At 52.5% G+C, this 12,469-nt stretch carries 13 protein-coding genes and 1 other RNA gene; all 14 read left to right on the top strand.

All coding sequences use genetic code 11. The features are described from left to right. The first annotated feature begins 123 nt into the window (after positions 1 to 123). The 14 genes from rodA to tyrS all read left to right on the top strand — a co-directional run bounded on the left by rodA (position 124) and on the right by tyrS (position 12,134). Complete coding sequence (gene rodA / locus QNK41_RS07265; RefSeq protein ID WP_319255245.1) at positions 124 to 1,227, top strand: rod shape-determining protein RodA; 1,104 nt, start codon at positions 124 to 126, stop codon at positions 1,225 to 1,227. 68 nt (positions 1,228 to 1,295) lie between these two features. Beyond that, positions 1,296 to 1,700 carry a polymer-forming cytoskeletal protein gene (locus tag QNK41_RS07260; protein ID WP_319255243.1) on the top strand — a complete coding sequence of 135 codons (405 nt, stop codon included), beginning with the start codon at positions 1,296 to 1,298 and terminating at the stop codon, positions 1,698 to 1,700. Positions 1,701 to 1,846: 146 nt separating this feature from the next. Continuing rightward, positions 1,847 to 2,272 carry an ATP synthase F0 subunit B gene (locus tag QNK41_RS07255; protein WP_319255241.1) on the top strand — a complete coding sequence of 142 codons (426 nt, stop codon included), beginning with the start codon at positions 1,847 to 1,849 and terminating at the stop codon, positions 2,270 to 2,272. Beyond that, the gene (locus QNK41_RS07250; protein ID WP_319255239.1) at positions 2,272 to 2,958 is read left to right on the top strand and encodes an ATP synthase F0 subunit B; all 687 of its coding nucleotides are present in this window, start codon (positions 2,272 to 2,274) and stop codon (positions 2,956 to 2,958) included. Before QNK41_RS07255 ends, QNK41_RS07250 begins: the two co-directional genes overlap by 1 nt. Beyond that, positions 2,958 to 3,509, top strand: a complete 552-nt coding sequence (gene atpH / locus QNK41_RS07245) for an ATP synthase F1 subunit delta (protein ID WP_319255237.1) — start codon at positions 2,958 to 2,960, stop codon at positions 3,507 to 3,509. The genes QNK41_RS07250 and atpH overlap by 1 nt, the downstream gene beginning before the upstream one ends. After that, entirely contained in the window at positions 3,509 to 5,026 is a 1,518-nt protein-coding gene (gene atpA, locus QNK41_RS07240) for a F0F1 ATP synthase subunit alpha (RefSeq protein WP_319255235.1), read from the top strand. Before atpH ends, atpA begins: the two co-directional genes overlap by 1 nt. A gap of 66 nt (positions 5,027 to 5,092) precedes the next feature. Beyond that, positions 5,093 to 5,983 carry an ATP synthase F1 subunit gamma gene (gene atpG / locus QNK41_RS07235; protein ID WP_319255233.1) on the top strand — a complete coding sequence of 297 codons (891 nt, stop codon included), beginning with the start codon at positions 5,093 to 5,095 and terminating at the stop codon, positions 5,981 to 5,983. 22 nt (positions 5,984 to 6,005) lie between these two features. Further along, positions 6,006 to 7,421: a F0F1 ATP synthase subunit beta gene (atpD, locus tag QNK41_RS07230; protein ID WP_319255231.1), complete on the top strand. Its 1,416-nt coding sequence runs from the start codon at positions 6,006 to 6,008 to the stop codon at positions 7,419 to 7,421. Positions 7,422 to 7,441: 20 nt separating this feature from the next. Continuing rightward, positions 7,442 to 7,849 carry a F0F1 ATP synthase subunit epsilon gene (locus QNK41_RS07225; RefSeq protein ID WP_319255229.1) on the top strand — a complete coding sequence of 136 codons (408 nt, stop codon included), beginning with the start codon at positions 7,442 to 7,444 and terminating at the stop codon, positions 7,847 to 7,849. Between the two features lie 370 nt (positions 7,850 to 8,219). After that, positions 8,220 to 8,462 carry a cell division protein ZapB gene (zapB, locus tag QNK41_RS07220; RefSeq protein WP_319255227.1) on the top strand — a complete coding sequence of 81 codons (243 nt, stop codon included), beginning with the start codon at positions 8,220 to 8,222 and terminating at the stop codon, positions 8,460 to 8,462. A 37-nt stretch (positions 8,463 to 8,499) separates the two neighbouring features. Then, positions 8,500 to 8,793: a cell division protein ZapA gene (locus QNK41_RS07215; protein WP_319255225.1), complete on the top strand. Its 294-nt coding sequence runs from the start codon at positions 8,500 to 8,502 to the stop codon at positions 8,791 to 8,793. A gap of 108 nt (positions 8,794 to 8,901) precedes the next feature. Continuing rightward, positions 8,902 to 9,081: non-coding RNA, 6S RNA (ssrS, locus tag QNK41_RS07210), on the top strand. Between the two features lie 153 nt (positions 9,082 to 9,234). Beyond that, positions 9,235 to 10,797 (top strand): ribonuclease Y, encoded by a 1,563-nt coding sequence (gene rny, locus QNK41_RS07205; RefSeq protein WP_319255223.1) that lies wholly within the window; start codon positions 9,235 to 9,237, stop codon positions 10,795 to 10,797. A 47-nt stretch (positions 10,798 to 10,844) separates the two neighbouring features. Further along, entirely contained in the window at positions 10,845 to 12,134 is a 1,290-nt protein-coding gene (gene tyrS / locus QNK41_RS07200; protein WP_319255221.1) for a tyrosine--tRNA ligase, read from the top strand. Positions 12,135 to 12,469: the final 335 nt, after the last annotated feature.

The following is a 12,469-nucleotide window of genomic DNA, read 5'->3' as shown; positions in this document are numbered from 1 at the left end:
AAGGATCATCAAGCCTGGGTCTTTGTTCTTTATTGAGATTTGGGATTTGGAGTTTATTTGAGATTTGGTGCTTGCGATTTGTTGTTTTCAGTTTATCCAGGTTATGGAATGGAACGATAAGTCATGTTCGATAGACGATTGCTGCAATGCTTTGACTGGGGGCTCCTGGCGCTCACCCTTTCCATCGCCACCGCTGGGCTGGTGGCGCTATACAGTGCCGTATCCGCCGGTGCAGTCGAGCCGGACCTCGTGCTGTTCAGAAAACAGCTGATTTGGTATGGTGTCGGCTTCGGGGTCATGATTTTCTGTTTTTTATTTGACTACAAGCAGTTCGAACGGTTGGCCAATTTCATTTACCTGGCATCCGTTGGCTTCTTGACGGCAGTGCTTTTTTTCGGCAAGTACGTAAGCGGGTCCCGGCGCTGGCTGTCCATGGGCCCTTTTTCCCTCCAACCTTCCGAAATGGCCAAGGTCGCCGTTATTATCGTCCTGGCCCGCTATTTTGCAAAGCTGATCAATACCGACGGGCTCACCCTCCGGGACCTGATAGTCCCGGCGTTTCTTACCGCACTGCCCTTTGCCCTGATTGTCCGCCAACCGGACTTGGGCACGGCTATGGTGATTGCGCTCATTGCCGGGGTCATGACCCTTTTTGCCAAGATCGAGCGCAGGGCGCTGAGTTGGCTGATAGCCACATTTACCATGCTCGTCCCGCTGGTCTGGTTTTTTTTACGTGGATACCAGAAGCAGCGCATCCTGACATTCTTGAACCCGGATCGGGATCCACTGGGCGCCGGTTATCACATCATTCAATCAAAAATTGCCATCGGATCGGGGATGCTTACCGGCAAAGGGTTTTTAAAGGGGACCCAAAACGCGCTTTCTTTCCTGCCGGAACAGCATACTGACTTCATTTTTTCGGTGCTGGCCGAAGAGTGGGGGCTGATGGGATCGTTGTCGGTAGTCATTCTGTTTTTGATGATTATTGCCTGGGGGTTGAGTATTGCCGGCCGTTGCCGGGATCCCTTCGGCACCATGCTGTCCGTGGGGGTAACCGCCATGATCGCCTGGCAGGTGCTTATCAACATCGGGATGGTCATGGGACTCATGCCGGTGGTGGGGGTGACCCTGCCTTTTGTGAGTTATGGCGGTTCGTCGATCATCACCATGATGATCGGCATTGGTTTGCTCATGAATGTGAGCATGCGCCGATTCAAATTTGAATAACCCCAACAGGCGGTCATCGTGGTCGGGGTGTGAAATCAGTGTCATTCAAGCGTAAACAGGGGGATGCGATGAAAAAAAAAGAGAGTGCAGACCATATTTCCACACTGCTGGGCGTCGGGACCACCATCGAAGGGACCCTGGCTTTTAAAGACACCATCCGACTGGATGGTGCGGTCAATGGAAAAATCGTTTCGGACAAGGGCACCGTGATCATTGGTGAACGAGCGGTGGTGGAGGCACAGATCCGCGTTGGAACAGCCATTGTCAAAGGAACCGTCAATGGCCATATCCACGCCGCCGAGCGAATAGACGTCTATCCGCCGGCCAAAATAACAGGTGATCTCCAGGCGCCGGTGATTTCCATTGAAACGGGAGTTTTTTTTAACGGAAACTGTAGCATGGTCAAACCAGAATCGCTGCCGGTTGAAAAAAAATCGGTGGAAACAACGCGGGATGAAAAGAAATCCGGATGACGGATTAATTTTTAAAAAACCTTTGACATTTCGGCGATGCGGATGGTATAGACCGCCGGAGTTCGCACCTTTCGTAAGTCACATCATTTATAGACAATATGCTGTTTTTTGGGAATATTTAATCCTACTTCAACGGAGGCTCTTAGATGGTAAGCGTCGATGGATCTATAGTCTTACAAATCGCTAATTTTTTGCTGCTGATTTGGATTTTGAACATGGTGCTTTATAAGCCCATTCGAAAAATCCTGCTGGAGCGAAAGGAAAAAATGGTCGGAATGCAGTCCGATATTGACGGGTCCGCCCAGCAGGTCCAATCAAAAGAAGACGCGTATCTCGAAGGGGTCCGTCAGGCCCGCGCCGCCGGCCAGAAGGAGAAGGAAGCGCTGATGCAGGCCGCTGCGGATGAAGAAAAGGCGATCATCGGCAAGATCAATGAAGCCGCTCAGTCCGAACTCAAGGACGTCAGGGAAAAAATCACTCAGGAGATGGGCACCGTCAAGGCCGCGCTTGAAGATGAAATTGACGCATTTTCGGATGCGATAGGACAAAAAATATTGGGGAGGGTCGCTTAATGAACGTTCCAATTTTCAGCGGGAAGCGCAGCCTTCGCGCTGGGTGGATGTTACCACTAGTGTTGGTTGCGCTTCTTCTGTGTGGGAGCGCCGCTGTTTTTGCGTCAACTAACGCTGGGCATAGCGACGCAGCCACCACCGGCGAGCACGGCGATGCGGCTGCCACGGATGGGTATGGTGATGGAGGCGGACACGGTGAAGCAGGCGCCAAAGGGTGGGTGGCAACAGACACCTATCGGGTGATGAATTTCGCAGTGCTGGCCATCGGACTCTTTCTGGTTCTCAAAAAGCCGGTCTCCCAGGCGCTGGGCGGGCGCATTCAGGGAATCAAAGAGCAGCTGGCGGACCTGGAAGAAAAAAAGAATGAGGCGGAAGCCAAACTGGCCGAGTACGATGCCAAAATGGCTGAACTGGATAAAGGATCCGAAGCCTTGCTGGCTGAGTACGTGAAGCAGGGTGAAGACGCCAAGGCCAGAATTCTGAAGGAAGCCGAGGCCGCTGCAGAGAGGCTCAAAGAACAGGCCAGCAAGAATATCGAACACGAATTTTTACAGGCCAAAACTGAGCTCAAGGCGATGATCGTGGAAAAGGCCCTGGCAAAGGCCGAGGCGATCATCAAGGAAAAAATCAATTCGGACGACCAGGAAAAACTGGTGGATGAATACTTAGAGAAGGTGGTGGCATAGTGAAGAATCTGGCGATTGCAAGGCGGTATGCCAAAGCACTCCTGCTGATCGGTAAAGAGGACGGGAAAACCGACACGTACCGGGAAGAATTGGGTGCTTTTGCTAATCTGATCGAGCAGGAAGAGAACCTTCAACAGGTGCTGGTCAATCCGCTTTACGACGCGGATGGTCGCAAAAAAGTCCTGACGACAGTGATGGATAATCTTAAATTGTCACAGGCCATGGCCACATTTCTTCTTTTTCTATTCGATAAGGGGCGGATCGGATTTTTGAGCAATATCAATGACTTTTTTCAAAAATTTGCCGATGAACTCAAAGGCGTCGCCCGGGCTAGTTTGGTTTCGGCCACGGAACTTTCATCCGAAACCGTTGATAAAATTCGGTCAGCCCTGTCCAAGCGGATAGGTAAGGATATCATTCTGGAGGTTGAGCAGGATCCGGAACTGATCGGCGGCATTGTGACCCGCATCGGTGATCTGGTTCTGGACGGCAGTGTTCGGACGCAGTTGCTCAATATGAGAGAATCTTTAAAAAGGGGTGAGAGTGTCTAATGGAACTAAGAGCTGAAGAAATAAGTCAGATCATCAAAGAGCAGATCACGGATTATGACAAGAAGATCGAACTGAGCGAAACCGGTGTCGTTCTTTCAGTGGGCGACGGCATTTCCCGCGTCTACGGCCTGGAAAAAGTCATGGCACTTGAACTGGTGGAGTTTCCCGGCGGCATCCTCGGTCTGGTGCTCAACCTGGAAGAGGATAACGTGGGTATCGCCATCATGGGTGATGACTCCGGCATCAAAGAGGGCGACATGGTAAAACGGACCGGCAAAATCGCCCAGGTGCCCGTGGGTGAAGCGGTGCTCGGCCGCGTGGTTTCCGGCGTGGGTGAACCCATCGACGGCAAGGGTGCCATCGACTCCTCGGAGACCCGCCGCGTTGAAATGGTGGCCCCGGGTGTTATCGCCAGAAAATCGGTGCACCAACCCTGCTACACCGGCCTCAAGGCCGTTGACGCCATGACCCCCGTGGGCAAGGGCCAGCGTGAGCTGATCATCGGCGACCGCCAGATCGGAAAAACCGCGGTGGCCGTGGATGCCATCCTGGCCCAGAAAAATACCGACGTTTTCTGTATCTATGTGGCCTGCGGCCAGAAAAAATCCACCGTTGCCCAGGTGGCCGCCATTCTCGAAAGGGAAGGGGCCATGGAATACACCACCATCGTGGCCGCCTGTGCCTCCGACCCGGCGACCCTGCAGTACCTGGCGCCTTACGCCGGCTGCGCCATGGGAGAATACTTCCGGGATAAAGGCCAGCACGCCCTGATCATTTACGACGATCTTTCCAAGCAGGCCGTCGCTTATCGCCAGATCTCCCTGCTGCTCAGACGGCCGCCGGGACGTGAAGCCTACCCCGGCGACATTTTCTACAACCACTCCAGACTGCTGGAGCGTTCGGCCAAGCTCAGCGACGAACTCGGTGGCGGTTCCCTGACGGCCCTGCCGATCATCGAAACCCAGGCCGGCGACGTCTCCGCCTACATTCCGACCAACGTGATTTCCATTACCGATGGTCAGATCTACCTGGAACCGGCCCTGTTTTTCGCCGGCGTCCGTCCGGCCATCAATGTCGGTTTGTCGGTTTCCCGCGTTGGCGGTGCCGCCCAGACCAAGGCCATGAAGAAAGTGGCCGGTACCCTGCGCCTGGACATGGCCCAGTTCCGTGAACTGGAGGCATTTGCCGCCTTCGGCAGCGACCTGGATGCCGCCACGCAGCGGCAGCTTACCCGTGGGGCGCGTCTGATACAGGTGCTTAAACAGCCGCAATACAAGCCCCTTTCACATGAAAAGCAGGTAACCATCCTTTACGCAGCGACACGCGGGTACCTGGACAAGTTTCCAACCGACGTCGTTGCCAAGTACGAAGCCGGTCTCTATCCCTTCATCGACGAGCGCTACCCGCAGATTTATTCCAAGCTGGAAGAGGCTCAGGATATCACTGATGAGATCGAAGGCCTGCTCAAGGCCGCCCTCGAGGCCTATAATGAAGAATTCAAAGACACCATCAAATAAGGCTTTTGGGAACGATCTTGGTAACACCGCAGAACTCAGACCACATGCGACAAGGACGACAACTTTATGCCAACGTTAAAGGATGTCCAGTTAAAAATCCAGGGTGTCAAGAAGACCAAGCAGATCACCAAAGCCATGAACATGGTGGCAACCTCGCGGTTGCGCGGTGCGCAGGGGGCGATGGACGGCTTTCGCCCCTATGCCGAAAAGTTTTCTGAAGTCCTTGGCAGCCTGGCGGATAAGGCCGGTGATGAAGCCAGCCCATTGCTGATTCCCAAAGAAGAGGTGAAAAAGATCCATGTGGTCTTGTGCACGTCCGACCGGGGACTGTGCGGCGGCTTTAACATCAACCTCACCGATGCAGCTAAAAATCACATCAAAAACAACCCGATCGAAGGCGCTGAATACGCCTTCACCTGCTTCGGCAAGAAAGGGCGGGATTGGAGCCGGAAGGCAGGCCATGCGATAGCCGAAGAACATCTCGGGGTCGTGGGCAGCAAATTCGGCTTCAGCGTTGCTTCGACTGCCGGTAAAAAACTGGTGGACGGGTTTTTGGACGGAAGTTACGACGAAGTCTACATCATCTATTCTGAATTTGTGAGTATGGCCAAGCATCTGCCGGTGGTACAAAAGCTGCTGCCCATTCCGCCCATCGAGAAAGATGAAACGGAGGAGAGCGGTTCTGGGGAATACCAGGCCGAACACATCTGTGAACCATCGCCGGAAGAGCTTCTCGGCGATTTGCTGCCACGCAACGTATATGTCCAGATTTTTCGGGCATTGCTGGAAACATCTACCAGCGAGCACGCCGCCCGGATGACCGCCATGGACAACGCCACCAAGGCGTGCAGCGATATGATCGACAATTTGACCCTCGCTTACAACAGAGCGCGGCAGGCAGCCATTACTGCGGATCTGATGGATATTGTCGGCGGCGCCGAGGCCCTCAAAGGGTAAAACACATTTTAGGAGGCTGTAAATGTCAGAGAATATAGGTAAAGTCACTCAGGTTATGGGGCCTGTCGTAGACGTTGAATTTGAACAGGGGCAGTTGCCGAAGATCCTCACTGCACTGTCGATCACCAACCCGACCATCAATGACGACGAAGACAACCTGGTGATTGAGGTGGCCCAGCATCTCGGCGACAACGTGGTGCGAACCATCGCCATGGACGTTACCGATGGTCTGGTCCGTGGTATGGCGGTGAAAGATACCGGTTCCCCTATTATGATGCCCGTGGGTGAAGCCAGTCTGGGCCGTGTGCTCAACGTCGTTGGACGCCCGGTGGATGGCCTTGGGCCGGTCAGCCAGGAAAAGATGATGCCCATCCACCGTCCGGCACCGCTTTTCACCGAGCAGGATACGGAAGTGCGCGTGCTTGAAACCGGCGTCAAGGTGATCGACCTGCTGGTGCCCTTTCCCCGTGGTGGAAAAATGGGGATGTTCGGCGGCGCCGGTGTGGGCAAGACAGTTATCATGATGGAGATGGTCAACAACATCGCCATGCAGCATGGTGGTATTTCCGTTTTTGCCGGTGTGGGCGAGCGCACCCGTGAGGGCAACGACCTTTACCACGAAATGAAGGACTCCGGTGTGCTTCCCAAAGCGGCGCTGGTTTACGGCCAGATGACCGAACCGCCGGGGGCACGTGCCCGCGTGGCTCTTTCCGCCCTGACCTGCGCGGAATACTTTCGCGACAAGGAAGGCCAGGACGTGTTGATCTTCATCGACAACATCTACCGCTTCACCCAGGCGGGTTCCGAAGTGTCGGCGCTTCTCGGCCGCATGCCATCCGCGGTGGGTTACCAACCCACGCTGGCCGTCGACCTTGGTGGCCTGCAGGAACGCATCACATCAACGGACAAAGGCTCCATTACCGCCGTGCAGTGCGTTTACGTACCTGCCGACGACTTGACCGACCCGGCGCCGGCCACCACCTTTGCCCACCTCGACGGCACCGTGGTGCTGTCACGTCAGATCGCCGAGCTTGGTATTTATCCCGCGGTGGATCCCCTGGACTCAACGTCGCGGATTCTTGACCCCATGGTCATCGGTGAAGAGCATTACCTGGTGTCCCGTCAAGTGCAGAACATGTTGCAGAAATACAAGGAGCTGCAGGACATTATTGCTATCCTTGGCATGGAAGAACTTTCCGACGAAGACAAACTTACCGTCCAGCGTGCCCGTAAGATCCAGCGCTTCCTCTCCCAACCGTTCCATGTGGCTGAAACATTTACCGGCAAAGCCGGCAAATACGTTAAGGTCGAAGACACGGTTCGTGCGTTTAAAGAGATCTGTGAAGGTGTGCACGACAGCATTCCCGAGCAGGCCTTTTACATGAGGGGCGGAATCGAAGAGGTATTAGAAGCGGCCAAGGAAATGGCCGAGGCTTAATGGATAGAAAGAGGTAATAAATGGCTGAAAGCATTAGACTCGAAGTGGTTACCCCCGAAAAGTCTGTTGTCAGTGAAAGTGCCCAGATTGTCGTGGCCCCCGGTTCAATGGGTGAGTTCGGTGTGCTTACGGGTCATACCCCCTTTCTGACCACACTGAAGACCGGTGCCCTGAAATTCAAGGACGAAAGTGGCCGCGAGCGGTTTGTATTTGTCAGCAGCGGTTTCGCCGAAGCCCTTCCTGACCGTGTGACAGTTCTGGCCGAATCAGCTGAGCGACGCAAGGACATCGATGTTCAGCGGGCCAAGTCTGCCGTGGAGCGTTCCGAAAAGCATCTACAATCGGCCGGTAAGGATGTCGATTACCTTCGTGCCAAAGCAGCGCTGCTTCGCGCCATCAGCCGGATACAACTCGCCGAAACACGCTGATGCATAGATAGCGATTCGGTTCCATTGCGCAGGCGGGTACGCGATTAAATGGGTAGAAGGCATAGAATAACAAAGGGGTAAACCGGATTCGGTTTGCCCCTTTTCCGTCGGATCGAAAAATCGGATTTCAAATCATTAAATTTTCGCCTGAACCGCGACAGCGAGCGAACTGGAAATCGATTTACCTCCTTACTGTGCTGCGCAGCACTGCCGTTACAGGCAGAACCCTCACTGCGGCTTGCCGCGGGGAGGGTTCAATTAACGATATCGTCCAATTCAATCGCCGTTTGCCGGATTGGACCGTGATGAAAATCACTTGACTTAAAAACCGTTGGCTGGTTATATTGGAAAAGCGAAGGAATAAACTAATATGCTGGATATAGAAGCAATACTTCAACAATTTGAACTCATTGAACAAAAAGTAGAGCATGTTGTTCAGGCCCGCAAGCAGCTTCAAAAAGAAAACGAAGACCTGAACAACCGAATTGGACAACTTGAAAACTCGATACAGGAAAAAGCCGAGGCCGAAAAGAAACATGAGGAATTGACGGCGCTCGTCAGAGCAAAAATTGACAGCCTGATTGGAAGACTAGAAGGGATTACAGAAGAATAGAAAGCCGAGCTGCGGAATTTTTAGGAGCGGACGCTAATTGGAACAAACGGTTACCCTGCAAATATTTGGTCGCAAATTTACTTTTCAGACAGAATCCGGTGTGCCCGATGCAGAAAAGGTGGCAGCACTATTCGAGGATGCCGTCCAGAAGGTTCAATCTCAGTTTGACGGTAAACCGGTTAATGTCGACAGAGAAACGATTTTGGTCCTAACGGGGCTGAATATTGCCAGCGAACAGTTTAAACGCGAAGAACGTTACCACCAATTTTTGACCCGTATGACCGAAAAATCTGCAGTGGTTCTCAGTGAACTGGAAAAAGCGATTTCTTAACGTCCTGAAACAGGAATGATAATAAAAGTTGCCTTGTAATGCTGCCAAAGCGATGATCGACGTTAAGCACTGTTTCTGGAATCGTAATCGACAAGCGGCTTATCGAATCAACCCCTGCCGTGTTCGTGATTGGATAGTGAACTTTGACCCAACACTTACTTATCGGGAACCTTCACTAGTTTTGGTGAGCAAGTTCTGCATGTACAGAAAAGCCTAAAGAAACTACAAGGTGCCCACCTGATCCAATGGATCAAAGACCGGCCAACACGGCACAATGGTGGGGGTTCCACTCCCGCCCTTTTCTGCTTTCCCTCACTTCCGCATGGGCTTAGCTCGCCTGCCTGTTTCCTTTATTTATTCCTTGTGGGTAACATGGGCATCATCTGGTTGTCAGATGATAAACCTTTGCATATATATAATGTTTAGCTCTCGGAGATTCACATGGACATATATACCATCATTATCGCTGCGGGATCGGCTGCTGTCGGGTGTGTTGTGGCACTCTTGCTCAAAGGCGTGCTGGGGTCAAAAAAACTGAAGAATGCTGAAAACGAAGCAGGCCAAATCGTTAAAGGGGCAAAAGCCAAAGCGGATAGTTTGATCAAGGAGGCAGGCATTGAAGCCAAAGATCTCCTGTTTAAAATGAAAAGTGATTTCGAATCTGAAGCCAAGGAAACCCGTTCGGAAATCAAAAAGGCAGAGCATCGCTTGATTCAAAAAGAGGAAAATATTGACCGCAAGACCGATATGGTTGATCAGCGTGAAAAAGAAATCGCCGGCAAAGAACAGTCACTTTCTGATCGCGATAAGACCCTTGCCCAAAAAGAAGAAAAATACAATACACTGCTATCGGAACAAAAAGCGCAGTTGGAAAGGATCTCTACTTTGACTGCGGATCAGGCCAAAGAATTGCTGATCCGTGCCATGGAAAATGAGGCCCGCTACGAAGGCGCCAAGCTGATCAAGCGTATCGAAAACGAGGCCAACGAGGAGGCGGATAAAAAGGCCAAAAAAATTATTGCAACCGCTATCCAGCGCTATGCCGGTGATTTTGTTGCCGAACGGACCGTGTCGGTGGTTCAGTTGCCCGGTGATGAAATGAAAGGGCGGATCATCGGCCGTGAGGGCAGGAACATACGCGCTATCGAAGCTGCCACGGGCATTGATCTGATCATTGACGATACCCCAGAGGCGGTTATCCTTTCCGGCTTCAATCCGGTCCGTCGTGAAGTCGCCCGGCTGGCTTTGATCAAGCTGATTTCAGACGGTCGAATCCATCCAGCCCGCATAGAGGATGTCGTCAAAAAGGCGGGTCAAGAGGTGGATACGGCCATTAAGGAAGCCGGCGAACAGGCCGCTTTTGATTTGGGTGTTCACGGCATCCACCCTGAATTGATTAAATACCTGGGGCGGTTGAAATACCGTACCAGCTATGCCCAGAATGTGCTTCAGCATTCGGTGGAGGTGGGGGTGATGTGCGGCATCATGGCCGCTGAACTGGGTCTGAAGGAGAAGCTCGCCCGGCGCATGGGACTGCTTCACGATATCGGCAAGGGGATTGATCATGAAGTCGAAGGCCCCCATGCGGTGATCGGATCGAATCTGGCCAAGAAGTTTGGTGAAACGCCCGGTGTCGTGCATGCCATCGGCGCCCACCACGAAGATATCCCCCCATCATCTGTTTACGCCTTGTTGGTGCAGGCGGCAGACGGGCTTTCCGGTGCGCGGCCCGGGGCCAGAAAGGAGCTGCTTGAAAATTATATCAGACGTATTGAGGACCTTGAGGGCATTGCCAATGGGTTCCAGGGGGTGGCAAACACCTATGCGATCCAAGCGGGTCGAGAAATCCGTGTGATCGTGAAAAGTGAAAAGGTATCGGATGAAGAATCGGTGTTGTTGAGTCGTGATATTGCCAAAAAAATCGAAGAATCACTTACCTTTCCCGGACAAATCAAGGTGACGGTCATCCGGGAGACGCGCTCGGTTGAATATGCCAACAAATAAAACGGGGTTGGTCCCTGTATGCGCTAATTTCAAAAGGCTGATGTGAAATGGAAAACGTTCTGGACGTACTAAAGGCGCGCGGTTTTATAGAACAGACGACTCACGATGATGCGTTGCGCGACTATCTGGATTCTAAACAGGTGACCTGCTACATCGGTTTTGACCCGACGGCCTCCAGCCTTCATGTGGGCAGTCTGGTCCCCATCATGTCTTTGGCCCATATGCAGCGAAACGGACATCGGCCCATCGCCTTGGTCGGCGGTGGAACCGGCCTCGTCGGGGACCCCAGCGGAAAGACCGAGATGCGGAAGATTATCACGGTGGAAGATGTGGCGGCCAATGTTGTCGGCCTCAAAAACCAACTGTCCCGTTTCATCGATTTTTCAGACAATAATGCCATTATGGTCAACAATGCAGACTGGCTGACCAAATTGGAATACATCCCTTTCTTGAGAGACATTGGCCGGCATTTTTCCGTCAATCGAATGGTCAAGGCGGAAAGCTACAAAATGCGTCTGGATTCCGAGGAGGGGCTGAGTTTTATCGAGTTTAACTACATGGTTCTTCAGGCTTACGATTTCCTCGAACTGCGCAAGGGCTATGACTGCCGCCTTCAGATGGGGGGGAGCGATCAGTGGGGAAACATTGTGGCCGGGATTGATCTGATTCGACGCGTTGAGGGCCAAAGCGCCTTTGGCATCACCTTTCCCCTGATTACCACCGCCAGTGGCGCCAAGATGGGCAAAACCGCAGTTGGAGCTGTCTGGCTCGACCCCGATCGTACCTCTCCTTACGATTATTTTCAGTTCTGGGTGAATACGGACGATCGGGATGTGATGCGTTTCTTGGCCCTGTTCACCTTTCTTCCCCTGGATGAAATTCGATCTCTTGCCACCCTCGAGGGGTCGGATCTGAATGCGGCTAAGTCAATCCTCGCCTTTGAGGCGACCCGGTTGGCACATGGCGATGAAGAAGCCCTGAAAGCCTATCAATCCGCCTCTTCGATGTTTGGTTCAAGGCGGTTACCCGATGCCCTGCTGCCGTCCAGTCAGATCCCGCGGGCACAAGACACGTCCGATGACGAAACGGTGCCCCAACTCGAGATGCGGGTGGAGGAATTTAAGGATGGCATTCCCTGTTTCAAGTTGTTCCACGCTGTCGGCTTAGCCGACTCTTCCGGAGCGGCCAGGAGGTTGATTCAACAGGGCGGCGGGTATGTGAATGGCCGTCGGCTTGAGCGTTTTGATGAAATGGTAACTGTCAAGGATATCGATGACAGGCAAATATTGCTGCGGGCGGGGAAAAAGCATTTCTTCAAGATCCGAATTATAAGTTGAAATAAGCGTTGACAACGGCATCAGGGCCGTGTAGAAAGCGCTTCGTTTTTCAAGAATATAGTGGCAAACCATCCATCGTGATCTTTAAAAATATGCCGTTTGAACAGGCTCCTGTATCGCCCCTGACGGACCTCTTGGGAGCCTTTTTCAGACGGCTTCAAAAATGTGACCCGTCAACCCGGATTTAATTTTTTTGTTGTTGACAGTCAGCGTTTGGATGGTATATTTAAGCTTTTCGTCAGTCGACGAATGGTGACATTTTTGATCTTTGAAAACTAAATAGTGACAGGTTTTAAGAGTTGGGTCTCTTTAAGTCAATTTGTTACGTAAGTAAC

This window comes from Desulfosarcina sp. (assembly GCF_033791525.1).
Lineage (GTDB): Bacteria > Desulfobacterota > Desulfobacteria > Desulfobacterales > Desulfosarcinaceae > Desulfosarcina.
The sequence above is the reverse complement of the archived record's forward strand: the minus strand, read 5'-3'. Positions and strand labels throughout refer to the sequence as shown.